Here is a 26002-nt window from a genome sequence, read left to right on the forward strand (position 1 = left end):
AACCTTTGGCGTAGACTCGCGTCCTAGTACCAGCAACACAAGTTTTGGGGCCGATTAGGATTCGACGCCGGTAGTGAAACTTGAGGGGCATGCCGAGTTGGTAACAGAACTCGTAAATCCACTGTTGCAAAACTCTATAATTGCCAATGATGACAATTACGGTGCTCAACTAGCTGCGTAAGCAGCCTAGTCGCACTTCTGGTAGCTTCGGCTCCAGCAATCATTAGGGGATGTCTGTAAACCCGAAATGATTGTCATATAGAACAGAATCGTCGCCTAGTACGTTGTGGACGAAGCGCCTAAAACTTACACAACTCGCCCAAAGCACCCTGCCCGTCGGGCGGCCAAGGGTTAACTCAGTAGACACGGCTAAGCATGTAGAACCAACAGCGGAGCACTGGCGGACGGGGGTTCAAATCCCCCCGGCTCCACCAAATACACATTTAAGGGCGTCCACGGACGTCCTTTTTTGTGCCTGAAATCCAGCAAATACGAGGCTTTCAGCGCCATCAGCGTCCAAAGACATCCACCAACAGCCACGCGAATCTGTATTCCAAATTGTATTCCAAGCATTCAGGTGCTAATTTTTGGAATACAGAATTTCTTCTTGGAATACCAATGGGCGCCAAAGCTACCACCCTCTCTGAACTCAAAGTCAAAGCCGCCAAACCTAAAGACAAGGATTACGTACTGAGCGATGGCAACGGCTTGCAGATGCGAGTGAGAACCAATAGCTCAAAGCTATGGAATTTCAACTATCACCACCCCATAACGAAGAAGCGCATCAATATGGGGCTCGGTACTTATCCTGAGCTCTCTCTGGCACAGGCTAGGAAACTGGCAGTTGAAGCGAGGGAATTGCTGGCTCTGGGCACGGACCCGAAAGAGCAGAGAGACTTCATCGAGCAAAAGAGAAAAGCAGTTATTGAACACACTTTCGAGAATGTGGCCACTGCTTGGTATGAGCTTAAAAAAGACTCGGTGACGCCAGCTTATGCTGAGGACATCTGGCGCTCACTTACGCTGCACGTTTTCCCCGATTTAGGTACCACACCAATCTCAGTCATTAGTGCACCACAAGTCATCACCCTGCTTCGGCCACTCGAAACCAAAGGCAGCCTTGAAACCGTTAAACGGTTGTCTCAGCGGCTCAACGAGATCATGACTTATGGGGTTAACTCGGGACTGATTCACGCAAACCCACTTAGTGGGATTCGCTCCATCTTCAAGAAACCGAAAAAGAAGAACATGGCGGCACTGGCTCCCGATGAGCTGAAAGAGCTCATGGTGGCAATTGCCAATGCCAGCATAAAAAGAACGACGCGCTGCCTAATTGAATGGCAGCTGAACACAATGACTCGCCCAGCAGAAGCAGCTACCACCCGCTGGGTCGACATCGATTTCGACAAACGTATCTGGACGATTCCTGCTGAACGCATGAAGAAACGACGCACACATATCGTGCCTCTCACGGATCAAGCATTGGCACTTTTAGAGACAATCAAACCCTACAGCGGGCACCGGGAGTACGTGTTCCCGGCAGACCGTAATCCTCGCACCCACTGCAACAGCCAGACCGCCAACATGGCGTTAAAGCGTATGGGTTTCGAAGGTCGCCTGGTCAGCCATGGCATGCGCTCAATGGCAAGTACAATCCTCAACGAACACGGCTGGGATGCTGAGATGATAGAAGTCGCGCTCGCCCACGTCGACAAAGATGGGACTCGTAGCTCCTACAACCGGGCGGACTACATAGAGCGCAGACGCCCGATGATGGCCTGGTGGAGCGAGCACATTCAGGAAGCAGCAACTGGCAACCTGTCGGTGTCAGCTATCAAGGAGAACCAGGACAGGAAAGTCGTTTCGATACGCTAGTTACTGGTTTGCCAGCTCAAATCTGTCAGAACCTGAATAGACATATTCACGCAAAAAAATCGGTGCAGGCTGCTTTAAAGATTTCCGCAAGTTATCTACGCCCCTTACAACTCGGCAAACTTTAATCATCGACATCACTAAAAGTGGAACGCCCCCTGGGAACTGCATCGACCTTTGCCGGGGATACACTGAACCAGCTTTCGTCATCGTCATCGGGAGTTTTCCTGCTTGACACTTCAGAGACAGCTTCATCGATTTCTTCGCCTAATTGCTTCAACGTACTCTGAATCGAATTATCTTCGACAAATAACTCTCGCAACTGGTCAACGAAACTCCTAACTTGATCAAACTGATCGGGAACATCTTGGTCAGGATTAGCTTCTTCTGCTATCTCAACGATGCGGCTCGGGATGACATCAGTCAGCATCCCAGTAAGCTGTGCTCCCAGGCTCACCAATCGCGTTGGCCTAATAAGACCCAAGATGTCATCTTCGTCCAAAAATGATACGTCTAGATCATCAACCGCAATTCGCTCAAGCTCCTGCTCAGCCAGAAAACGGACTTCGTCAGGTAATCCGCATAGCTTGTTAGCTCGGGCAAGGAAACGAATACGTTGATCGCCCCAGACCCGCCAGTGGCGCCGAGCTTCTCGATACGCCACATTTGGAGCCGAATTTAGGACCGCGCCTATCACGCAGTCAGAGGCTCGAATGGACAAAAATTCAAACAATGAGCGGTTTAAATCAGCGACATCTGGAGTATTTAGCAGCCGCTGAACAAGACGCTCTGATGCGGAGACTGGTATGACCACTGCATCTCGAATTGGTCTTGCCCCTTCGCATACAGCTTCAGTTAGCAAAGTTTCGAGTTTGGCCCCCTGGACATATAACTCTACTAAATCAGGGCGCCCACTAAGAATGCGACTAATTGCATCGGTAAATGTTGGATGAACGAACCCCCAGATTAGATGAGTTGCCTCTTGGCGTTTAGAAAGAAACGAATGCTCAAGCTGCGGCAAGGCCTCGGCTATAGCGCGCGGCGTCACGTCGTACTTCTCTGCTATCAGCTTCGTAGAGTTACCAGTAAGTTCATGAGTAGGCAATTTTCCTTGCCAGAGGAAAACTAGAGTCATAGCTGCTTGGTGAGCGTCATCGAGTTCTCGAATAGTTTGAACAAGAAGCTCCTCAGGCTCCTCCACAAACTTGATCAAGTCAGCGTCCTGCACTTTTAGAGCTTTGGTGAAGCTACTATCCCCTAAACGTCGAGCGATCTCTGGTAGCAGCAAGGGACTCTCTGCGAGCCGAGGTAAGTACGGTTTTATTAACCTCTTCCATGAGGATGTTTGATTTCCGGCCTTGATATGGTTGTAGATGATTTGCTCACGCTCCTCCAAACCAAGTGTACCTAGGTCTACGACCGCTCTCCCGTCCATCAAAACAGGTAAATTACGAGTACCGAGCTTAGGTTTTGCCCCATACCAGATATGACTACGAGACGTTAGGATGAAACGATTGCCATGTTCGATCGCAGTTTTTAGCCTAGGCAGCGCACTTATCCAACTATCCACAAAATCCGGGCGTACCTGATTGGGGCCAAAGGCATCATCTACCCAATAAAGTCGATTTCTCTCGTTAGGATTCCAATGTGCAGCAAGTTCCAGCGGACCGTCGCACTTTAGGCATGCATGACCATCTCCATCAATCGCCGTCGTCGCCAAAATTGCCGCGAGCATTGACTTACCGGTGGCTGGCGCACCGAGCAATAGAACGATCTTGTGATCTGTAAGAATTCGAACTGCGCTTCGGTGTGCTGCTGTTGGGACGTATACACGTAGGCCCGGTCTCAAGTGCCCCAACAGAGCCTGCGTCTGCTGCGCACACCGCTCATCAAGAATTGTCGAAAGATCGCCAAGTCCATACACCCTTGGTACAAGCGCTCTAAGCCGCGGACTGCTCCGAATCTGAATAGTGAGCCACTCGCGCCCTAGAACATGGGGCTCAACCACCCCAGCTTCGAGGAGTTTGTCACGAATCTCTGCTGCCACAGGCGCGTCGACACCGAGGCTTGAAATCAAATAATAAATCCTCGCTCGTCCTAACAAAACGAGTTCTCGTATGGTATCCAGTTCAGAGTTGATGTCGCTTGCGCGGAGCCGCAGGTCGGCCTTACTGCTGAACTTACACTGCACCGTTGCCTCGACTTGCTCCTCGTGCTCCGACAGCCGTCGAGTCAGGAACACGGCATCTTGCCCACCGTCTTGTGCTTCTCGGTAAACAGAGACCGTTGTTCCAAATACCTCGGCGCATACTTGAGCACAGAGATCTTGGAACGATTTCCACCCTAGGGTGTGAATCGCCAAATCAGTCATTAGTCCCTGACTCTGCCCCTCAGGTGTAGCAAAACTCATTCCGATCTCTCCATCTGAGGAAACTACTCTCTTGCGGTCAGCGCTAGTCCAGCATGTCACCAATTCTTCGGAACCAGCCTACTACCTCACCTTGAGGATCTCGATTCTGAAGCATTGCAGCCGTCATACAGGGGAATGCTTTATTTGCGAGATGCTTTTTGGCAGTCGAGTCCTTCATCGGCGCCCCGAGTCCTTGGTGGGCACTATAGACATCCGCAAAAACTCTGGGTGTTGCCTTACCATTTACCGGTTGGTCGGTCACATTGATCCAAACACCAAATGCCTGGTGTATCGCTTCAGGATGAAGGTAACTCTCGATTTCATGCTTGTTAGTTATAGTTCCCCAAGAACCGTCAGTGCGAGCGTTCACTTGTGCCATTGATGCTTGGTAGTCAACAACGTCACCGTCATAGATATGAACCTCAGGTTTCTTCAGCGTCTGTAGGTAGTGCCGATTGACCCAGTGCTGCAGTGTTGCCCCGCCGAGGACAATGAATGCAACCCTATCATCTCTCTCTAAATTGGGCAGAGAAGGATCTGCCGCATAGGCCGCTTTGCTGAGAGCCTTAAGGCAGGCGACATCATTAGGACCTTCAACGCAAAGCAGAACTTGCACTCGGCTGTCCGGCGTAACACCAAGGGCCTCGGCCACCGGCCCAAAAGCGTCCACGCCATGCAATATGACCGGTTTCCCACTGACTGTATTTCGTGTTACGAAGCGAATACTCTCGCTTGGCAACTGAGAAGCGAGGCCCGGACTGTGAGTGGTGAGCAACACTTGGCAGCCCGCCTCAACTGCCAGGGATTTAAAAGACTCAATGAGCAAACGTTGGTTGTTCGGGTGCTGGGCAGTTTCAGGCTCTTCGATCGCGTAAATGATGTTGCGGCGGTTGCCCGACTTAAGCCGCCGCTCCGCCTCTGCTTTGAAAAAACTCACAAGCACCAGTCGCCGTACCCCGCTACCCCGCTTGTTCAGGGGAATACCCGAGTCAGTGTTCAACCCTACAGAAAAGAGGCCGATCCATTTCGCCGGAGTCGGCGCAGAAAATTCTGGTGTTAGTTCGCTCGCTAAATTTGCATCTAGGGTTTTTAGGGCGTCGTGAGTCCGCTGGGCAATTTCCTCCGCTTTCTCCTGAACGCGTTTCTGAATCTTGGCTATGTCGTCTTGGACTTCTGCAATAGCAGCTGCAATAGCAGCTTTCATTGGGCTTTGTACTTCATCATCGGAGTCGCGACTGCTTCGGTCACTCTGAAAAAGTGCGAATATCGGCAGATGGCTTTCGATCTGATCCCAGAGTCGCTTGGTATCCTCTTTGGCTTTACCCGTGGAGATCAGGACTTCTGCCAGTTCTAGGTCTGCAGCAGATTCCCAAATGGCCTGCCTCATTCCTGGATTACCTTTTAGAGCGACAGCTAAACCCAACTCCTTGACCTTGGCTTGAAGCTCTTTTTCTTTGAGCTCGAGCAAATTTTTGAAACCCTCTGCTGTCGGGTGGTTCGCAACGATGAATACTTCGACAGTCGGCTTTTTGTTGGTGCAATTAAAAATCTTGAGAATTTTAAGCGTACCGTCCTTTGTTAAAAGATATTCGCTGGTCAGAGTAGTTTCCGCTCCGGCATCCAGCGTCATTGTTGCGGGTATGCCATCAAATTCACAGCAAATCTCAACCCTCTTGTCTTCAGATATCACGCTTGCATCGCCGGGCTCGATGGCCACAACGTCGTTATTAAAAAAGATCTCAAGGGCTTCAAGAATTGAGGACTTTCCAATGTCATTCTTGCCAACGATAGTTGTGAGGTCATCAATAGGAATCTCAAGCTCATCGGCGTAGCAACGAAAATTCTTGATAAAGAGTTTTTTCAGCCTCATAGATCCCTCTCTTGGCGTCCATGGTTTAAGCAAGATTTTTAGTGGAGCATTTATATATCACATTGAGTCGCACCCGGTTTCTCAGACCGTGCTGGCTGCACCTGGTCACACCCGGCCGTACGATTGCAAATCTAGCTCCAAAAAATCTCAGCCACATATCACTGCAATGAACCTATCCACCATGGAGCTCAAACCATGTCATTGCAGTGTCCTTGTTGCCTTTCCAGGCGGATCGCTTCACTTCGAACAGCCATGAAGGTTGGTGCTACCGTCGGCACTGTCGGCGGGGCTGCTCGCGGAATTAGCGGCGCATTGGCGGGCGGCCAGCTCGGTGCTTCAGTTGGGCTGGTCGCTGGCCCCGTAGGTTCTACGCTCGGCGCTATTTCCGGCGCGGTGCTGGGCGGTCTCGCGGGCGGTGTCGGCGGCTGTGCTCTCGGCGCTCAGCTGGGTGAACGACTCGACCGCTACTTTCTCGCCAACAACCTGTGCATCGACTGCGGTCACCGCTTCAATCAGCGCTACGCCCCGGCCTGATCAGGCCTTACGTCCCTCGTATCTCAAACCCTCCTGGCTCGCTGCGCAGTTGCGCGGCGTTTATGCCTGCTCGCTCGAAAAGGAATCACTCATGGCTCATCAAATCGAACAAATGGCTTACGTTGGCGCAACCCCCTGGCACGGCCTGGGCAATCAACTCACACAGAAACAGCCCATCGACGTCTGGCAACGCGAAGCCGGTATGGACTGGCAAATCCAAGAGTCACCCGTTCACTTTAAGGCCGACACTATCGGCTCACTTGGCACTATCCACTCATTCCCCGAGCAGAAAGTGCTGTTCCGCTCGGACACCAAAGCACCACTGTCGGTGGTTTCCCAGCGCTACCACACCGTTCAGCCACGCGAAGTGCTGGAGTTCTACCGGGATCTCACGGAGGTCTCTGGCTACGAGCTGGAAACAGCTGGTGTACTGAAAGGTGGCCGCAAGTTCTGGGCACTGGCACGTACCGGCCAAAGCACTGCGCTCAAGGGTAACGACCAGGTGAACGGCTACTTGTTACTGGCTACTTCCTGTGACGGCACCCTGGCCACCACGGCAACACCCACCACCGTCCGCGTGGTCTGCAACAACACCCTAACCATTGCCCTAGACGGCACCACACGCGCTATAAAGGTGCCGCACAACACCCGCTTCGATCCTAAAGCCGTGAAAAAGCAACTGGGTATCGCCGTGTCGCAATGGGACGACTTCATGTACCGCATGCGTGCACTGGCCGAGCGCAAGGTGCAGTGGCATGAGGCGCTGGGCTTTTTCATGAACGTGCTGTGTGACACCAGTCCGAACAGCCAGCTACCGGAAGTGCTGCCCAACGAGCGCGCCCTGCGCAAGGTGCAAAGCCTGTACGAAGGCCAGGGTCGTGGAGCCACGCTGGAATCGGCCAACGGCACCGCCTGGGGCCTGCTCAATGCAGTCACCGAGTACGTCGATCACGAACGCCGTGCTCGCAGCACTGAGTACCGCATGGACTCGGCCTGGTTCGGCCAGGGCGCACAGATCAAACAGCGCGCCCTTGATACGGCGCTACGGATGGTCGCTTAACGCAGCAATCCCCGACCCAATAACGCCCGGTCAGCCTTGTGCTGGTCGGGCGTTTTCTTTTCTGCAAGGAACAGATCATGGCTACTCAACTCACCCGCAACACCTCACAGAAACCCAGGCCAGCGCTGCGCTTGGTCACCACCAAGGCTATGCCTCGCGAGGAGTGGCTGGACGTGCGTAAACGCGGTATTGGCAGCTCGGATGCCGCCGCAGCCGTTGGCCTGAACCCCTACAAATCACAGTTGGAGTTGTGGATGGAGAAAACTGGTCGTGATGGCTCGCTACCCAAGATCGACCCGCAGGATGAGGAGAGCCCGGCGTACTGGGGCAATATCCTCGAACCCATCGTGGCATCGCACTACAGCAAACGCACCGGTAAACGTGTGCGTCGAATCAACGCCGTATTGCAGCACCCAGATCCAGACCTGTCGTGGATGCTGGCCAACATTGACCGTGAGGTGATCGGTGCAGATGACGTAGCTCTCCTTGAGTGCAAAACATGCGGCATAAACGGCGCGCGCCTCTGGAAAGAGGGCGTGCCGGAGTATGTGCAATTGCAAGTCATGCACCAGTTGGCCGTCACCGGCAAACTGGCAGCGGATGTCGCCGTGTTGATCGGTGGCCAGCACCTGGAGATCCACCGCATTGAGCGTGACGAGCAGATGATTGCTCGCCTGGTCGAATTGGAACGGCGCTTCTGGCAATACGTGACCACCGACACGCCACCGCCAGCGGATGGCTCGGATTCGGCTGATCAAGCCCTGCGCTGCCTCTACCCCGAGGACAGCGGCAAGGTGGTGGACTTCAGCCACAACCCGGCGCTGTCGGTGGCCTATGTGGAGCTCAAAGCGGTTCGACAGAACATCTCCCAGCAAGAAAAGCGCGAGGCTCAGCTCAAGCAGGCGCTGCAGCAGGCCATGGGCGATGCCAGCAAAGCGAAGTTCGCCAATGGCCAGATCACCTGGAAGAAGGCCAAGGACAGCGCAGCGCTGGATGTGGCCACGCTGCTAAAAGATAAACCTTACCTGCAAGGCCGTTACACCGTGATCAAGGAAGGCAGCCGCCGTTTCCTGATCACCTAATCCAGGCTGTCTTGTGCAACTTCATGCTGGTTGACACCATCGAACAATCCACGCCTGCATATGGCAAACATCAACTCCATCCCAAGGACGAAAGTCATGCTCATACTTACCCGCAATTCTGGTGAAACCCTGTGTATCGGCGACGACATCACCGTGACCGTTTTGGCCATCAACGGCAATCAAGTCAGGATCGGTATCGACGCCCCCAAAAACGTCGCAGTACACCGTGAAGAGGTCTATCAGCGCATCCAGGCTGATCAGGTGAACAAAGTTATGGAGTGATTGTTGAACCCCTCTGTGGTCGCCTGACGTCAAGTGGCCAGCCTCTCTCTCAGCTCTAACCTGAGCTGAAGCGCAACACCCCTCGCAAGCCCACACGACGAGCCCTCGTCAGTTAAACGAATGTTTTTTCCACCCCCACTAGTCGGGCACGTCCGCGTGCCCAGCTGGTTATGGGGAACTTAGTTTAAGGAGAATTACCATGCTCAAAGGTCTCGCCATAACTCCGCCTGTTTTGGGCAGAATTTCCATCGGCAAGGTTGTCGAGAAGAACGGCAAACGCCTACCGGAGAAGGACGACCAATTCACCATCACCTCGCAGGTACAAGGCCGGGACGGCTGGCTGCTGCACCCGCTGAATGACGAGCTGCGTAAAGCACCGGAAGAGAAGCTGCGCAGCATCCCGATTCGCCTGCTATTCAATGAGCCTGATCTGAACTTTCGGGCTGAGTACAGCTTGTTTGATCGACAAACTGGACGGCCGACCTGTGTAGGCAACGGTGAGACCTGCAAGCGTCAGACTGCAGAAGGCATTCAATCGCTGCCCTGCCCCTCACCTGATGCCTGCACGCTGGCCAAAGGCGGTGCCTGCAAACCCTACGGCCGCCTCAACGTCGTAATCGGCGACGAGGATCTGTTGGGTAGCTTCGTGTTTCGCACTACCGGCTTTAATAGCATCCGCACCCTAGCGGCACGCCTGCAGTACTTCCAGGCCATCTCCGGTAATCGGTTGGCGTGCCTGCCGTTGGAGCTGCGTCTACGCGGGAAGTCGACTCGGCAGAGTCATAGCACGCCGATCTTCTATGCCGACATCACCGTGCGCAACGGTATCAACATGGAGGAGGCATTGCTGGCTGCTCGGCAACTGGATGAGTCCCGTCAATCGGCGGGATTCGATCAGGTAGCGCTGGACTGTGCCGCACGGCAAGGGCTGAGCAATGGGGCCTTTGAAGACAACGAGGAAGACAGCGGGGCCATTGTCGAAGAGTTCTTTCCTGCTGGGGAGCCCGAACGCACAGCACCAACTGCTAATCCAACAGCCCGTCAATCATTGCCGGATCAGCTGGAGGCACGAGTAGCGCAGCCATGACTCTGCTGCGCTGCATGGCCTGCCTGTTCATTTTCCTTGGGGTTTTGACAGGCACCAGCACCGTCGTGCTGGTGCTCGTTGTGCTGCTGCGCTTTCCCTTGCTGCTTATCGCACTGGTCTTAGCCTGCTGGGTATTCACCCGCGTGCTTCAACACCTTTCCAAATGACCGAGGGCTCTATAGCCCCGCATCAACGAGCAGATCCGAAGGCTTGCACTCCAGAGCCTTCGCAATCCGCGCAATGTTCAGGAAGGTCACGTTGCGCTCTCCTCGCTCGATCTTGCCCATATGGGATCGATCAATTTCCGCTGCGTCAGCCAGCGTCTCTTGGGAATAGTTCATCTGCGTGCGACGAGCACGTACAGCTGCACCCAGGCGAACCAGGCTTTGGTCTTTGTCTTGGCTTACGGAGACTCTTGGCATGCCGCCAATCGTTTCGTTATGCTGCCTTAACGACCACGGTATTTACGACCCATTTGTAAAAATGGGTCATTCCTCAAGACCCGCTCTAAACCCTCTAACGCCACGAAAGGAATCACCATGAAGAAGATCCAGTACGAAGACATCAACCCGGACTACGAAATTGCCAAGTACCCAATCGATAACCGCATCGTCGTCAAATACAAGAAATAGGACTGATCTCATGAAATACAGACTGATTTTGGCTGCAGCGGTCTCACTGACAGCCAGCCTGGTGCAAGCTGAGGTTACTTACCTGCCCTGCGAGTTGTTCAGCAAAGAAAGCGGACTCAACAATTACAACTGCACTCCCGGCAAGCCGGGAAGTGGCTCATCACGCCTTACGGCCCAAATGGAACAAGCAATCTACACAGATGAGCACGGTCAGCAACGCGTGACCACCGTTCCAAAGTACATCGGCGCAATCTGCAAGGATAATGTCTGCGGGGTAGTTGGTGCGCACTTCCAGGGCGAGTTTGTCGGCAACGCCCCTCACGGCTACTACATCATTCCGCGAGGCTGGTATCTAGGAGCAGCAAACGATGGCAGTGCAATGGCCTATCAAAACGGCACTGGCCCTAGCCACGGTCAAGCAGCGGGAGTTGCACCACAGAGAAAACCTCAAGCCATCAAGAAGCAGCTATCCCCTGCTGCGCTCAAAGCCGCCATCCAAGCTGATCGGCATTACGACTTCAGCCTTGTGTATGCCGCCGGACTGAGCACACGCACGAAGACCGCTTATATCGGAGTGCTGACCTATCTAGGCCAGAGCTACCAACTCCCTGCTGAGCAGGTACTCGACTACGTGCCTATCTACAACCACGCGGGAGAGCGCTATAGCAATGGCGACCCCATCTTCACAGACGGCAGTCGCTGCGATCCAATAAGCGGGTTTTGTAAGGACAACAGCGGTAACGCTCTGGGCCTCGCCGACTACAAGGTCGAGGACTACAGGCGTCAAGGCATTCTGCCTGCTCTACCTTCAGCGGCGGCCAACGCTGAGGTCAGTTCGACTTCAAGCGAGACAGCAGGCAATACGCTGACTGGCGAAGCCTGCTACGAGAAGAAAAAGACCGACTTCCGCAAGGAGAATGGCGAAGAGGCCATGATCATCATGGATCAAATCAACGAGTGGCAAGAACAGTGCGGCCTACCGCCCTCGTACTAAGCAACTTGCCTGATCACCGTTTTAAAGAAGGGCCATAACCTCACTCAGGGGTTGTGGCCCTTTTGCTTTGTTTGTTTATTTTTTTGCTTTCAGTTGCAGCAACTCAAGGCTTGCTGTTCTCGCCCAGAACTTCTGCTAATTGATAGACTGCGGTCATTTGGTGCCCGTGATGCACCAGCCGTACTCAAAAGGAATTTATCCTCAATGTCCGCCTTATCAGCCCTGCTCAACACCTACCGCAACGCCTCCGTCACCGAACGCGAAAAAGGTACCTACTTCGAAGAGCTGATTTGCACCTACCTGCGCAATGAAGCCACCTATCGCGATCTGTACGAAAAGGTGTGGACGTATGCCGAATGGGCTAAGGAGCAGGGTCTTAGTGGTAAGGACGCGGGCATTGATCTGGTAGCGCGCACCCAAGGTACCGGTGAGTACCACGCCATCCAGTGCAAGCTGTACGCCGAAGATTACAAAGTCCAGAAGAAGGACATCGACAGCTTCTTCACCGCTTCGGGCAAAGCACCGTTCTCGCACCGCATTATCGTTGCCACCACTAACAACTGGAGCGAGCACGCGGAAGATGCTTTGCAGGGCCAGCAGCTCTCGATCAACAAGATCGACCTGCAAGCCTTGGAAGACAGCCAAATTGACTGGGCCAAGTACCAGCCCAACCAAGCCGTTGCACTCAAGGCGCGTAAGCAGCTGCGCGATCACCAGCAGACCGCACTGAATGCCACCGCTGCCGGCCTCAAGGATGCCGAGCGCGGCAAGCTGATCATGGCCTGCGGTACGGGCAAGACCTTCACCAGTTTGAAGATCGCCGAGCGCCTGGCTGGCAAGGGCAAGCGTGTGCTGTTCCTGGTGCCCAGCCTGTCTCTGCTTTCGCAGACCCTCACCGAATGGACGCAGGAAAGCGAAACCCCGCTCCACAGCTTTGCCGTCTGCTCCGACAGCGATGTAGGCAAGAAGCGCAAGGCCGATGAAGACACCGTGCAGGTGTTCACCCACGAACTGCGCTACCCAGCCACTACCAAGGCGGATCGCCTCGCCGCCGAAATGCTCAAGCGCCACGATGCCGAGCACATGAGCGTGGTCTTCTCCACCTATCACTCCATCGATGTAATCAGCCGCGCCCAGCACGATTACGACCTGGCAGCGTTCGACCTGGTGATCTGCGACGAAGCGCACCGTACAACTGGCGCAACCTTCGACGACGATGACGAAAGCACCTTCGTGCGCATCCATGATGCCGACTACATCCGCGCCGCCAAACGCCTGTACATGACCGCCACGCCGCGCATCTATGGCGACAACGCCAAGCTCAAGGCTGAGTCCGGTGAAGTCACCCTGTGCTCTATGGATGATGAGGCGCTGTACGGCAAAGAGCTGTTCGTAATCAACTTCTCCGAGGCCGTTCAGCGTGGCCTACTCACCGACTACAAAGTGCTCGTGCTCACCGTTGAAGAGAGCGTCATCAGTCGCCGCCTTCAAGAGCTGCTAAAAGACGAAGACAACCAACTTAAGGTAGACGACGCCGCCAAGATCGTCGGCTGCTGGAAGGCGCTGGCCAAACAAGGGTTAGCAGAAAACCTCGTGGGTGATGATCAACCCATGAAGCGCGCTGTCGCCTTCTGCCAGGTCATCTCGCCCAACTACAAAGGCACCAAGCACAAGGTCAGCTCCGTCAACATCGCCAGCATGTTCCAATCGGTGGTGGAGGCTTACCAGGATTCCGAAGAGATCGACGAAGCCTCGCGCATCATCTGTGAAGCCGAACACGTCGATGGCGGCATGAATGCCAGCCAGAAGGAAACCAAGCTTAACTGGCTGAAGGAAGAAGCCCCGGCCAATACCTGTCGCATCCTCAGCAACGTGCGCTGCTTGTCCGAGGGCGTGGACGTACCGGCGTTGGACGCCGTGCTTTTCCTCACCCCGCGTAACTCTCAAGTGGACGTGGTGCAATCGGTAGGCCGGGTGATGCGCAACGCACCGGGTAAGAAGCGCGGCTATGTCGTGCTGCCCGTAGTCATTCCAGCCGGCATGGAGCCTCACGAAGCACTCAACGACAACCAAACCTACAAAGTGGTCTGGCAAGTACTCCAGGCACTGCGTTCACACGACGATAGCTTCGACGCCATGGTCAACAAGCTCGACCTGATCGGCTCAGACCCGCGCAAGATGGAAGTCATCGCCATCACCGACAAGGCCGACAAGAAGGCGAAAAAAGCCAGCGGCACGAGCAACGGCCAGGCCGGCAAAGGCAAGTTCGGTATCGGTAGCAAAAACCACGATGCCGCAGGCCAGATGACCCAGCAAGTAGATATGACTTATGAAGTAGGTGAGATCGAAAAAGCCATCTACGCCAAAATCGTTGATAAGTGCGGCAATCGCCATCACTGGGAAGACTGGGCCAACGACATCGCCAAGATTGCCCGCACCCATATCGACCGCATCCAGGGCATTTTAGAAAACCCTGGAAACACTCAGGAAAAGACCGCGTTCAACGCCTTTGCAGCCGAGTTGCGTGATGACCTCAACGACAGCATCAGCGATGGCGAGATTGTCGAAATGCTCGCCCAGCACCTGGTAACCAAGCCAGTGTTCGATGCGCTGTTCGAAGAGTACAGTTTTGCCAGTCACAACCCCATGTCCAAGGCTATGCAAGCCGTGCTAGACGCGCTCCATGAGCATCATCTGGCCAAGGAAGCCGACACCCTGGAGAAGTTCTACGCCAGCGTGCGGCAGCGTGCCTCGGGTATCGATAGCGCTCAGGGCAAGCAGAAGATCATTGTCGAGCTGTACGACAAGTTCTTCCGCAACGCCTTCCCTAAGATGACCGAGCGCCTGGGCATCGTTTACACCCCGGTTGAGGTCGTGGACTTCATCCTTCACAGCGTCAACCATCTGCTGCAACAGGAGTTCGGGCAGACCCTGGGCAGCAAGGGCGTCCACATCATCGACCCATTCACCGGCACCGGAACCTTTATCACTCGCCTGATCCAGTCGGGCCTGATTAAACCGGAAGAACTACCGCACAAATACAAGAACGAAATCCATGCCAATGAATTGGTGCTGCTGGCTTACTACATTGCCGCCATCAATATCGAAGCAGCCTATCACGGCGAAGTGATCGACGAGTACACCCCGTTCGAAGGTATATGTCTGACCGATACCTTTCAGATGTATGAGAAGGATGATTTGGTGGATGCCCTGTTGGTGGATAACAGCGCCCGCCGTAAGCGGCAGAAGGCGCTGGATATTCGGGTTATTGTGGGTAATCCGCCTTATTCGGTGGGCCAGGGTGATGCCAACGCCAATAACGCTAACGTACCCTACCCAAGCCTAGATGCCCGCATCCGTGATACCTACGGGGCACGCTCGGAGGCAACTAACAAAAATTCACTTTATGACAGCTATATCCGCGCCATTCGCTGGGCCAGCGACCGTATCGGCAACGCCGGCATCCTCGGCTTTGTCACCAACGCAGGTTTTGTCGAAGCCAACACGACAGACGGACTGCGCAAGTGTCTGGTCGATGAGTTCTCCAGCCTCTATGTGTTCCATCTGCGCGGTAACCAACGCACCAGCGGCGAAACCTCGCGCAAGGAAGGCGGCAAGATCTTCGGCAGTGGTAGTCGTGCCCCGATTGCAATTTCGCTATTGGTCAAAAACCCCACTGCGCAAGCTCATGGCCAGATTTATTTCCACGACATCGGCGACTACCTCAGTCGCGAAGAAAAGCTGGAAAAGATCGCCGGCTACACCAGCGTGGCCGGTATTGAAGAATGGCAGCAGATCACCCCAGACGAGCACGGAGACTGGTTAAAACAGCGTGACGATAATTTCGGCCAGTTCATCGTGTTGGGCGACAAAGATGACAAAAGCACGCTGACGTTGTTCGATAACTACTCCAGCGGTGTAAAAACCCAACGCGATGCTTGGGCCTACAACGCCGGCAAAGCCAAACTGGAAGCCAACATGACCAGCATGATTAGTTTCTACAACGCCGAAGTGCAGCGATTTAATCATGCACATCAGGACTTAGACAAAAAGGGTCGCGAGGCGGTGCTGGATGGCTTTATCGACACAAACGCTGAGCGGATTAGCTGGACACGCGCTCTGAAACAAGAGCTGGCCAAAAGCCGTTTGTTTGTGTACCAAGCTAAATCGCTGAGGGCGTCTCTCTATCGGCCGTTCACCAAGCAGTGGGTTTACTTCAACCGCACCTTCAATGAAATGGTGTACCAGATGCCGCGCATCTACCCTGATGCCGAAACTAAAAACCTGACGATTTGTATGACTGGCAGAGGGGAGAACACTCCATTCTCTGTTCTGATTTCAAACTGCATTTCAGAGATGAAATTTCAGTACAACAGCCAGTGTTTCCCCCTCTATCTATACGACGAAGCCGCTCAAGCCTCAAAAAGCGACCTGTTTTCCGAGCCCGCAGAGGGCGGATTGCACCGCCGCGACGCCATCACAGACGCTGGCTTAGCCTACTTCCAGGCAGCTTACACTGGCGAGCCGATCAGTAAGGAAGACCTGTTTTACTACGTCTACGGAATACTGCATTCGCAGGATTACCGCGAACGCTATGCCGATAATCTTAGCAAGGAGTTGCCACGCATTCCGGCAGTGAAGAAAGCGGCCGACTTCTGGGCCTTCAGCAAAGCCGGCCGCACTCTGGCAGACCTTCACCTTAACTACGAAACCGTCGAGGCGTATCCACTAACCATCGAGGCCAAGGGCACGCTCAGCGACGCTGACTACCACGTAGAGAAGATGAAGTTCGCCAAGAAGGGCGACAAGACCATCGTCATCTACAACCACCGCATCACCCTCAAGGGCATCCCCGAAGCGGCATGGGACTATGTGGTCAACGGCAAAGCCGCACTGGACTGGGTGATGGAACGCCAGGCCGTGCGCACCGACAAGACCAGCGGCATCGTCAACGACGCCAACGACTGGGCCGTCGAAACCATGGGCAACCCCAAATACCCGCTCGAGTTGTTCCAGCGCGTAGTCACCGTCAGCCTGGAAACAATGAAAATCGTCAAGGCGCTGCCGCCACTGGATATTTGAGACTGCGCAACCAAACCACTACGGGCAAAAGGTAAACCTCGATTCGGGGCTTACCTTGCACAACCTCTGCAGGACAAGGAATGTTCACCTACGAGTACGCTGAACCCACCGACCAGATGCGACTGAGCGAGATATTGGATCTCGACACTGGCATACCGATAGAGCCTCGCACATTTCTCAGCCGAGACCTTGCTGTTGTCATGCAAGACCGCAATGAAATGGCTGGCCGCTACAAACGCAATCCAGAGCAGCCCTGGCTGGTTTGCCAGCTATGTGGCGGTGCAGTAATGCTGGTACGCAAAAAGGATCGCAGGTTCCACTTTCGTCACCATACCGACGAAGAGGGCACACGAGGATGCCCGATCTCGACTCGCGGTGAGTTCAGCGCCGATCAGATCAACAAGATGAAATACAACGCCGCCAAGGAAAGTCTGGCGCACCTTCGATTGAAGGGAATCATTCGGGACAGCCTGATTGCCGATAGCACTTGCGGTGAACCACAGGTCGAGAAGGTATGGCGTGGAATGCCCGTCGCCGAGCGTGCAACCTGGCGCAAACCGGATGTACAGGTCGAGCGTGTAGGCCAGCGCCTAGCCTTTGAGGTTCAGCTCTCCACCACATTTCTGACTGAGATCGTTGGACGGCGAGAGTTTTATCGCGCTAATGGCGGGGCGATTATCTGGGTGTTCGAAGGCTTCGATCCGGCCCAAACACGCACAGCAGAAGAGGACATCTTCTACCTCAACAACCTCAATGCGTTTGTGGTGAATGACGATACGTTGCGGCGGTCGATCGACGCAAAGCGCATGGCGCTGGATTGCTGGTATGCGATACCTCATCGCAAGGGAAAGATGATCGCGAATGAGTGGGTTATGGAGAAGGTCTTCCTCGACCAGCTCACGATCGATCCTGATAGGCAATTGGTGTACTTCCACGACTATCAATCACACCGGGCCAGACTGGAAGAGGAGCTCGACGTGAACAACCTGCGCCAGGCTTTCCACGATTTTTGGATCGAGTACGGGGCGAGTGACACTCCCGACGCAAAGGTTGCTTGGACGAGTATCTGCGACAGAATGAAAGAGGTGCTACCAGATGTGCGACTGCCCGAGTCGTACTTCTGGGAAGATCCTTTTCATGGAGTCGTGTCGATCATATTGAGCGCCCGCTATGGCCGACCAATAGGCTATCGGCTCCAGCGCCTGATCGAAGTAACTAACGTAGTGTTCAACTCGTACAAAGCGTACCTGCTGCCGTTCGGTTGGACATTAGATGCATTCGATCACAATGCTGCTCTACAAGAGCAGGACAGGAAGGGGACATGGGCAAAGCGGCGAAAGGAGATTCGCCATGGCATAGAGAGTCGCGACGAAGCGTACCGCTGGGATCAGCAGTACGATCGGCTTTTCGCTTTTCTAGTGCCTGAGATCAACGAACAGCTTGCTCGGGTCAGAGAGTGGTGATTGCCGGCTAGCCAAACTGAGTTGCTACAGTCAGTGCATAAGCTGGCTGGCAATAGGCGGAGCAGTATCTGGGCAAAGACAGCCATTAACCCCGGAGCGCTCTCTACCGTCGTTGTGGAAGCTTGGCTCGCCTCTTCTCCCAGCCTTTAGGCTTGTAGCCATAAGCCCTGAGCCGAAGCCGTATTAACCTTGGGGGTCTTGCTGGAATGCGTTGTAGGCCTGAATGTCGAAAAGGTTGACCGACTTGACCTCTGACAAAGGAAGCACGACCTCAAACAGCTCAGGGCGCAGATGCGAGAGCTTCTTGTCGTTGAACTGTTCATAGATCGAGACGTACCAAGTAGTCAGCTTGAGCTTCATAGCATCGCCATCTCGGTAGCCACTCACCAGTGGCAGTATCCGCAGCATCTCCCGTTTCTCGCCTGGCTCAATGGAGCCTGTCACATAGCCGATATAAACCTTGCCATGCCCCAAAGTCATGGACACGGGCATGTTTTCCTCCATCGCCCGAAGCAAGACGATATCCAGATCAGAGTTCAGCGCGTGGATAGCTTTCTTGACGGCGGCGCGCTTGGAGTAGGCATAAATACTTGAGAAGAAGTTCGTGTCTCGCCTTCGAGCCGCCCGAACAAACAATCTCAGCATCTCTTTACGTGGAATCTTGAGCAAGGCAAACATCCAGTTGAGGATGTAACCACCAGTCATGCCAAGCCCGAGGGTGGATGCAAGTACCAGGAGCCAGAACATCAAGTCGACATAAGCAGCTTTACCATCCGTCAAGATAATCTGCTCATGCCAAGAGTTCAGGAAGGCAACGATTTGCTTGAGTTCAGGACGAGCCCAAGACAGCAGGGCAAAAGCCAGCAGGAAGAGCCATATACCCCAAAAGGCAGCTCTAAAATAGACCTTCTGCGAATCTTCCCGTTGTATCAGGTAACTGGTCTGAAACCAGGTTGATACGAAAATATAGCCAGCCAATAGAGGCACAAACGCCAGTGCTGCTTTAAGCATCTACTGCCAATCCCTTGGCTGGCCTCATTTAAGATTGCGTGACTATTGCCGAGGTAGAAGCGCGCGTCTCGCTATCAACCTTGGTGGAGTTCTGCAAATGAGCGAAGGCTTGAAGCTGAACCCGTACCTTCCTAGACTGAATGACTTCAGTCGGGTTAGCAAATAGTCCGCCATCAGCGGTGACGTAGAACGGCGCGGCCTTCGCTGCATCACGCTCAGCGGCCTGATAGTAAGCCTTTAGCTTCTGAATCAGAGACTTCTTGTGCTTGCTCATCTGTACGCCCTCTTCATTGAGGTAACTCACGGCCAGTTCGTGGCGCGGCGACGGAATATACCTTCAAAGTACACCATTTCACACTTTTTCCAACGAATACGACGTGCATCTCGTCGCTGCAAAAGTCTGCCCGCTACGTTAACGCACCGTTCACAGGGCCTGCCATCAGTTGGTGATAGGCATCGCACGCCACCAGAGCATCGCGACTGGCAGGATTCTTATCGCAGTTCCAGCCACCAACATCCTAGCCGATGAAAATCGGCACAGTAGACGCTAACGTCATGCCTCGCCTTTGAACAGCTTGAAGCTGACTCTGTAGCGGTAGAACTCGATATTGCTCGCAACGCTCAGGGCACGGCGTAGACGGAGGTCATCCTCCAGGGCAATGATCACACCGCGCACCTGCTGGTACGATTCTGCCAGCTCGGCTTTGACGTACCCCATGTAGCGCTGAATCTGCCCCACCACGACATCACTGGCACGGCCACGCTTGAGTTCGACCACCAGTAAGGTCTTACCGTCCTTGCTGATAGCCAGAATATCGATGGGTCCAGTATCGGACGGGTATTGCCGACCGACCGGCTCACCTTCCTCGCTGAAGATGTCGAAGTCCTTACCCAGGTCGGTCAACGCCCAGTTAGCCACCAGGAAGTCTTCCAGGTGCTTCTCCAGGGCAAATGCGCTGGGGTCTTCCACCGAGGGGTCACTGTGTATGAGCGCAGGCGGCTGTTTGCCAGCCAGTAGGCTCTCAAGTTCTTCGGCATACTTGCTGATATCGCTGACGGTGCCGATGGAGCCGGTTGAGTTTTTAAGCGGCTGGCTCATCTCATCGCGACTGATGCCGTTGTCGAACCACCGGATCTTGCGTCGATGGGACAGATTCCCAGCCGGTACGTAGTAGTAATCGGAGATCACCTCGCCGACGTAGTACTGCCCAGAGCCATTGGGACACATGACAATATCGCCCTTGCGCATTCCCTTGCAGACGGTATGCAGCATCCCACAGGCCAGCCCGGCCGCGATCTTCGACTTCTCTGGGTTAGCCTGCAGGTACACGGGAATAAACTGGTGATTAAAGTCACGCCAGCTCTCTGGCAAGCAGGCAGACAGATCCTGGTCAATGCTCCAGTTAGCAGCAATGAATCCCCCCTGATAACACTCGGACGCATACACCGACTTAGCGCCGGCCATGATGCGGTAGTAACTGCGATTAGGGGTCATGCGTCGGCTTCCATGTCTGCAGTATTGATCAGCCTAAGTGCGCACTGCGCGTGGCCAAGTAGATCACTCGTCGTCTTCGACCAGTTCAAAACGTATCCGATTGTCCACCTCCAGACCGGCAGGTTGCTTCACCAGCATGAAGTCATCAACGCTGGCACCATCATCCCCCAAAGAGTAAGAAACAAGCCAAGTAAACTGACCGAGCTCATGCTCTGCCGTGAAGGACACTGACCACGCATCAGTGCCAGACTTATGACTGCGGTTGCTGTTCTGCTCCATGCCTTGCTGCTTCAGCTCGCTCGCACTAATGCGGTAAGTCTGACCAGCCACCTCAAAGACGGCTTCACCAATCGGCTTAACTTCCATGACACCCCCTCAATTTATTGAAGGGGCACTATAAGCCCAACGCGATCGAGTTTCAGCTGCCAGCTTAATGATCGTCTGCCAGTGATATCCGCTTTGAGGCGAGCCCCTGATCGAAAAACCACTCACTGCCCAAGGAGCATGCTCTCTAAAGCTCAGCTGATCATTCGCTGCTTGAACCAGACATGGTCAGGCTCAAAGTAAAAGGCTTTACGAACCTCTTTTTCGAATTGTGAACGAGTAAGCGCCGCGCCCGTGTAGCGGTAGAAAACAAGATCATGGAGATGCTCAAGTATGGACTGCTCGCTGTCGGGGTCTGCTGCATTGAACTCATACCCCATGTCTTCCTCTTCCTCCTTCCAAGACTTGAAAAGGTGGGGGCGTACCACAGCGATTAAATCGGCCTCCCTGCTACCGCCCATGATCTCTGTCTGTTTCCAAACAGCTTCAGAATCCATTAAAGGCTCATGCTTAGGGTCGGTGGCCACGAGACCAATGGAGTCCATCGGTAGCTTGTGAGTGGTCTTCAGCCAGTGACCTTCAGTTTTCTCCATCCAACGGTCGAACTTCTGTTGCAACTGAAGGATCTGGCTCAGCAGCCTCGATCGTGGCGTGCAGTGTTCGTAGCCTGCGTCAATGCAGTCTCGGATAGCCTTAATGGTGGTGCGAGCATCTCGCTCTTCTGCCGGCGCAAGGAATGGCACTGCCCGGTAAGCGCGAGACTTACCGAAATAGCATTCGCTGGCCCTTTCCTGACTCCCAGCCTCTAGAGCCATCCAGCTAGCCAGGGTTTCTCGGATATCGCTGAGTTTGCGCTCCAAAACGGCTTTCCCATGAGCGAGCTTGCCGAGGTGCATCAATAGAGCGGAGAGTTTCTGGTGCTTTTCATGTGAGAGCGAGTTCAGCGGTCTGCGCAGGCGCGCATGTAAAGGGGAGCCGATTATCATCGACACGCCTTCATTGGGCTGCGGGCTCTCCGACGCCTGACGACCGATCCAGTACAGTCGCTTGGGATCGACAAGCCCTGGACTTGACTGTGCCCAGGCGTCGACTCCGGCGTGCTCCAGTAGCTTGAAAAGAGGCTCTTCAGGTTCCTTGCTGACCAAGAGTGCATTCAAGGCAAAACCGGCGAACTCTTTGAACCCTGGGTGTTCGACAACTTCTTCAAGAGTGCCCGCCAACGATCGGATCACCGATCTTGAATGCAATGCGTGCAGGTACTCGACAATCGTGCGTCGCGCGATTTCTGGGGTTGGCTGCTGGTCGTGCATCCATACATTTCCAGAAGCTTTTGGCTCATTGGTCAGCGCGATTGAAAGGCGTCTGATTTTCCACTGCCCACCGTGACAGATCTCAGCGGCGTCTTCGAACAGCATCGGCGCACGCAACCAGAGCCGAGCGTTATCTGAATTGCACAGCCCCTTAGGAGCGTGAATATCCTCGAACAGCTGGAGCAAGACCAAGCGCCTGGCTACAGCTTCAGTTTGCTGCTTATCAGCTGGTTCAAATCTCACACCGGTACGGTCTTCTAGCCGGTATGGATAGCCGGGTAATGCGCGCAGCTCTGCAGCCAGGCGAGCAATCTCACTGGCAAATGACGCAGGGGCGTCTCCTATCCGTTGTTCAGCCATGGCCATATGGGCGGTGGCCTGCTTCCAACCAGAAAATCCGAAGTCAGTCGCAGCGACGTCCAAGGCTTCGCTGTGTCTGATATCGGCAGCAGAGCGGAGTTGCTTGGCGTGATTCTTGAGATGGCGTTGTAGGCGAGAGGTATAGCTGCTCATACGAAATCCTTCGTGCTTACGCAGCCGGAGAGGCATCACCCGCGAATACCGACAAGGCTGCTAGCAGCACAAAGTCAACGTATGAATAGAGAAATTGCAGTCCCTACAAGGGTTCGCTAAAGCGGGTGGCAGGCCCCTGCATGAGGCCGTGCCTAGAATCAAACCACAGACGCGTGCATCGTTCAAGATGTCGCTATCTGGGTCGAAAAAGTTGGGGCTAATGCGGCACGCCTAACCAGCGGCCTCGAAGCCTGCCTCCTCAGCCAGCCGGACTACCATGCCCCTTGATTTACTGAGTGGCACACGATAACCCAGCACAACCGATTTTCAGCTGTCAGATTCGACTGCAACCGAAGCCATGAAAACCCTCTCCATACTTTTTAGTGTCTGCCTTACAAAGGTAACTGGTGCGGTAAAAGACATCTGAAAGCCCAGCTTCGTCGCCTCGATCCAGGAAGTAGGTTGCCTTCTCGGGAATCTCAACCAGACCATCCGCCACCGCCAGGTTAATCTGCAACGCTCGACACCAAGCCGTCTCAATGCGCTTGAAAAGGTTCTCTTGATTGGAGTTGAAGCTACCAAGGGTGTTGTAGGCGTCACGATTGAGTAACAACAAGACATGGAAGTGGGGGCGACCGTCCTTGGCCAAGGGCCCGACCTCACGAGCCCAGACGTAACGAACGCTGGAACCATGGGCAGTGCCATTGCGCTTCGCTGCCCTGTTGCGGTCGTGTTTGATTATTTCCTTTAGGTGTACGAAGAAGTTGCTGATGACGCTGTTGCTGAAGTCAGCGTCGCCAGGAACGATCCATTTCGGGAAATGCAGATCGAAACGCACAACGAGTGTCCGTGGGTGCTCGTCCAGAGCACGCTGGATCGTCAGGTACGCTCTACTTAGGTAGGGCTCGACTAATGGCCCTTTGGTCACCTGGACTGGCAGATTCAGGAAGGTCGGTTCATGGTGAAGAGGCAGGTTGTGGTTACCAGGATGGCGCTTCATGTTGGTTACTCTGTTCTTGAGGGTAGGGGTTGCTTCATACTCTCAAGCCAACTGAGTATTTTTTACCCAACAGAACTGCTCTGAGGCAGTCCAATAGCACCCAGTGATTCAGGTTCCCTGATCACATACTTGAGGTAGTTCTTAGGTAGCTTTCTGATACTCCCAAGCTACCGAAAGCAATCAGGCTGCTCACCCAGTAAAATCCCCGACGAAAACCGTCAAAAGTAGCGTCTCAGCCTAGATCGCTAACCCCGACAAAAAAGCACCGTGCTCGGACGATCCGAGCACGATGCTTTGGGAGTCACGTCAAGCAGCAGCCTGACCCTCGTCACGCTCTTCTATTCGAGCAAGAATCCAGTCCTGTACCTCACTTTCAAGCCAGCCAACGCAACGATCACCCAGCGATATGGGCTTCGGGAAGAAACCCTCACTGATGTATTTATAGATTGTCGAACGGGCAAGTCCTGTGGTGTCGATGACGTCTTTCAAGCGGATGATTTTCATGGTGCAGCACCTCTGAGCATTAGTTCAGAGGATTCGCAGCAGCGGTAGAAAAATATCTTCGGAGCAGCACCACGCAGGCCTAGGCCGCCCCAGCATCCTTGGCCTGTAGCGCTTCCCCAGCAAGGCTCTGCAAGCCATATCGCCTACTCAGATCTAAAGACAGCGCAGACTCGTTGCCCAAATGCTCCACAGACGGCTGCCCGCATTGGTCCCTTACGGCCACGTGACAACCCGAGATTGCCCACGGCTGACGAGCTGCCACCAGAAGCGTAGTGACGATAGGGATTTGCCCCTCTTTAAGGCCGGCTTCCTTCAATCTCTGTTTAGAGCTGGGCATGACCAAGTAACTCAGCGACTCCAAGGGCAACTCTGAGAAGTTGGCGATCAGGTCATGCTGGATGGACTTAGCCCTGTGACGCGCAGCTCCCATTAGCAAAAGCAGTAATTCCTTTCGCAGAGGCTTTCCAGCCCGATCAGTAAGATTACGGACAACACGGCACTCCCTATAAATGCGCCGAAAAAGCCCATGATCATGCTTCTCAGCCTGCCCCTGGATTTCACTCCAGTGACTGGACAGCAGAATAGCGGCATAGTCGTCCAGCCTCGACTGAAGCGTCGGAATGAAACGCGATGTTCGCGAATCATTCAACTTACCGACTAGCGGCTCGACATGCCGTAGATAGGGAAACTGCTCCAAGTCGTAAGAATCCCCCGGAATCAGCCCCTCCTTGAGTACCGCGGCAAAGCCGAAGATACGCTCAGCCTCTGACATCTCGTTTTGGTAAGTCTTCCACCATGAGCAATGAATCAAGACGGCATCAGCGTGGGCCAGTGGTGAGGACAAAAGGGGAAGATTGAGGTAATAGGCACTCTTCATTGGCCTGAACAAACCCGAGCCCGTAGCCCCTGGCACACGCGCGCGAATGAAGCACTTATCGATCAACAGCTGAAGGCGATTCGCCAGAACATCCTTCCTCAGGCCGGTCAGATCACTCAGATCGCGCAAGCCCAGCCCCCTGACAACACCAAATTCATCCGCATGAACCAACAGCACTGCCAGCAGCAGTCGATTACTCCAACTTAATCCATCAGCAGATTTGTCCGTACTCGCCCGGAGCAACTTGTCGATGCGCTGCGCGTGGATTACTGGTCGAGCACCTACGCCTGTCCCTCTCTTTCTCTTTGCAGTTGGGATATCAAGACACTCGTACTCAGTGCTGGGACGCCCCTTCCCGCCTGCCAGAAGGCGTAGGTTCAAGTAACCGCCCGCGGCGAGCTCTTTGCTCGCGAGCGATATCACCCGGTCTGTCATGCCTAGCGCCTTTGCGAGCTCTTTGACCCCCAAAGTAACCGCCCTTCCCAGCCCGAACTGCTGCACAAATCTGAGCAGGAAGAACTGTGCCGCCGAGCTGAGCTGTAGCTCCGGCAGCAACAATAGCTTGATGTAATCAGTCATTTTCTAATTATCAGATTAAAA

21 protein-coding genes and 1 other RNA gene are annotated in these 26002 nt (G+C 54.1%); 11 read left to right on the forward strand and 11 right to left on the reverse strand.

Annotation, left to right across the window (positions count from 1 at the left end; translation table 11 throughout):
• The first annotated feature begins 46 nt into the window (after positions 1 to 46).
• Positions 47 to 434: a transfer-messenger RNA gene (ssrA, locus tag Q0V31_RS01610) on the forward strand.
• A 184-nt stretch (positions 435 to 618) separates the two neighbouring features.
• Entirely contained in the window at positions 619 to 1875 is a 1257-nt protein-coding gene (locus Q0V31_RS01615) for an integrase domain-containing protein (protein ID WP_298190863.1), read from the forward strand.
• Between the two features lie 121 nt (positions 1876 to 1996).
• Here the strand turns inward: Q0V31_RS01615 and Q0V31_RS01620 are convergent, their stop codons facing one another.
• Together Q0V31_RS01620 and Q0V31_RS01625 are read right to left on the reverse strand one after the other, a co-directional pair.
• A complete protein-coding gene (locus Q0V31_RS01620) occupies positions 1997 to 4282 on the reverse strand; it encodes a hypothetical protein (protein ID WP_298183708.1) in 2286 nt (761 codons plus the stop codon).
• A gap of 43 nt (positions 4283 to 4325) precedes the next feature.
• Positions 4326 to 6152 carry an ATP-binding protein gene (locus tag Q0V31_RS01625; protein WP_298183716.1) on the reverse strand — a complete coding sequence of 609 codons (1827 nt, stop codon included), beginning with the start codon at positions 6150 to 6152 and terminating at the stop codon, positions 4326 to 4328.
• Positions 6153 to 6404: 252 nt separating this feature from the next.
• Here Q0V31_RS01625 and Q0V31_RS01630 point away from each other — a divergent pair, with 252 nt between their 5' ends.
• From Q0V31_RS01630 to Q0V31_RS01655, 6 genes are all read left to right on the forward strand, one after another.
• Positions 6405 to 6686, forward strand: a complete 282-nt coding sequence (locus tag Q0V31_RS01630) for a hypothetical protein (RefSeq protein ID WP_298183719.1) — start codon at positions 6405 to 6407, stop codon at positions 6684 to 6686.
• Between the two features lie 91 nt (positions 6687 to 6777).
• The gene (locus Q0V31_RS01635; protein WP_298183721.1) at positions 6778 to 7746 is read left to right on the forward strand and encodes a DUF932 domain-containing protein; all 969 of its coding nucleotides are present in this window, start codon (positions 6778 to 6780) and stop codon (positions 7744 to 7746) included.
• Between the two features lie 74 nt (positions 7747 to 7820).
• Complete coding sequence (locus tag Q0V31_RS01640; RefSeq protein ID WP_298190865.1) at positions 7821 to 8828, forward strand: lambda-exonuclease family protein; 1008 nt, start codon at positions 7821 to 7823, stop codon at positions 8826 to 8828.
• A gap of 96 nt (positions 8829 to 8924) precedes the next feature.
• Positions 8925 to 9110, forward strand: coding sequence for a carbon storage regulator CsrA (gene csrA / locus Q0V31_RS01645; RefSeq protein ID WP_298183723.1), 186 nt, complete (start codon positions 8925 to 8927; stop codon positions 9108 to 9110).
• Between the two features lie 199 nt (positions 9111 to 9309).
• Positions 9310 to 10197 (forward strand): hydrolase or metal-binding protein, encoded by an 888-nt coding sequence (locus tag Q0V31_RS01650; protein WP_298183728.1) that lies wholly within the window; start codon positions 9310 to 9312, stop codon positions 10195 to 10197.
• Positions 10194 to 10364 carry a hypothetical protein gene (locus Q0V31_RS01655; protein WP_298183735.1) on the forward strand — a complete coding sequence of 57 codons (171 nt, stop codon included), beginning with the start codon at positions 10194 to 10196 and terminating at the stop codon, positions 10362 to 10364. Before Q0V31_RS01650 ends, Q0V31_RS01655 begins: the two co-directional genes overlap by 4 nt.
• 9 nt (positions 10365 to 10373) lie before the next feature.
• Here the strand turns inward: Q0V31_RS01655 and Q0V31_RS01660 are convergent, their stop codons facing one another.
• Complete coding sequence (locus Q0V31_RS01660; protein WP_298183737.1) at positions 10374 to 10619, reverse strand: helix-turn-helix transcriptional regulator; 246 nt, start codon at positions 10617 to 10619, stop codon at positions 10374 to 10376.
• A 220-nt stretch (positions 10620 to 10839) separates the two neighbouring features.
• Between Q0V31_RS01660 and Q0V31_RS01665 the strand changes: the two genes are divergently transcribed.
• The 3 genes from Q0V31_RS01665 to Q0V31_RS01675 all read left to right on the forward strand — a co-directional run bounded on the left by Q0V31_RS01665 (position 10840) and on the right by Q0V31_RS01675 (position 18368).
• A complete protein-coding gene (locus Q0V31_RS01665; protein WP_298183739.1) occupies positions 10840 to 11823 on the forward strand; it encodes a hypothetical protein in 984 nt (327 codons plus the stop codon).
• A 204-nt stretch (positions 11824 to 12027) separates the two neighbouring features.
• Entirely contained in the window at positions 12028 to 16905 is a 4878-nt protein-coding gene (locus Q0V31_RS01670; RefSeq protein ID WP_298183747.1) for a type ISP restriction/modification enzyme, read from the forward strand.
• Between the two features lie 80 nt (positions 16906 to 16985).
• Complete coding sequence (locus Q0V31_RS01675) at positions 16986 to 18368, forward strand: DUF6035 family protein (RefSeq protein WP_298183749.1); 1383 nt, start codon at positions 16986 to 16988, stop codon at positions 18366 to 18368.
• Positions 18369 to 18551: 183 nt separating this feature from the next.
• Here the strand turns inward: Q0V31_RS01675 and Q0V31_RS01680 are convergent, their stop codons facing one another.
• The 8 genes from Q0V31_RS01680 to Q0V31_RS01715 all read right to left on the reverse strand — a co-directional run bounded on the left by Q0V31_RS01680 (position 18552) and on the right by Q0V31_RS01715 (position 25981).
• Positions 18552 to 19379 carry a hypothetical protein gene (locus Q0V31_RS01680; RefSeq protein ID WP_298183751.1) on the reverse strand — a complete coding sequence of 276 codons (828 nt, stop codon included), beginning with the start codon at positions 19377 to 19379 and terminating at the stop codon, positions 18552 to 18554.
• Positions 19380 to 19407: 28 nt separating this feature from the next.
• The gene (locus Q0V31_RS01685; protein ID WP_298183753.1) at positions 19408 to 19683 is read right to left on the reverse strand and encodes a hypothetical protein; all 276 of its coding nucleotides are present in this window, start codon (positions 19681 to 19683) and stop codon (positions 19408 to 19410) included.
• Between the two features lie 249 nt (positions 19684 to 19932).
• A complete protein-coding gene (locus tag Q0V31_RS01690) occupies positions 19933 to 20874 on the reverse strand; it encodes an endonuclease NucS domain-containing protein (RefSeq protein WP_298183755.1) in 942 nt (313 codons plus the stop codon).
• 63 nt (positions 20875 to 20937) lie between these two features.
• A complete protein-coding gene (locus Q0V31_RS01695) occupies positions 20938 to 21240 on the reverse strand; it encodes a hypothetical protein (protein ID WP_298183757.1) in 303 nt (100 codons plus the stop codon).
• Between the two features lie 152 nt (positions 21241 to 21392).
• Entirely contained in the window at positions 21393 to 23021 is a 1629-nt protein-coding gene (locus Q0V31_RS01700) for a hypothetical protein (protein WP_298183759.1), read from the reverse strand.
• A gap of 334 nt (positions 23022 to 23355) precedes the next feature.
• Positions 23356 to 24021, reverse strand: a complete 666-nt coding sequence (locus Q0V31_RS01705; RefSeq protein WP_298183761.1) for an inovirus Gp2 family protein — start codon at positions 24019 to 24021, stop codon at positions 23356 to 23358.
• A gap of 306 nt (positions 24022 to 24327) precedes the next feature.
• Positions 24328 to 24525 carry an AlpA family transcriptional regulator gene (locus Q0V31_RS01710; RefSeq protein ID WP_298183763.1) on the reverse strand — a complete coding sequence of 66 codons (198 nt, stop codon included), beginning with the start codon at positions 24523 to 24525 and terminating at the stop codon, positions 24328 to 24330.
• A 79-nt stretch (positions 24526 to 24604) separates the two neighbouring features.
• The gene (locus tag Q0V31_RS01715) at positions 24605 to 25981 is read right to left on the reverse strand and encodes a hypothetical protein (RefSeq protein WP_298183766.1); all 1377 of its coding nucleotides are present in this window, start codon (positions 25979 to 25981) and stop codon (positions 24605 to 24607) included.
• Between the last annotated feature and the right edge of the window lie 21 nt (positions 25982 to 26002).

Source organism: uncultured Pseudomonas sp. (assembly GCF_943846705.1).
In the GTDB taxonomy this organism is placed as follows: Bacteria; Pseudomonadota; Gammaproteobacteria; order Pseudomonadales; family Pseudomonadaceae; genus Aquipseudomonas.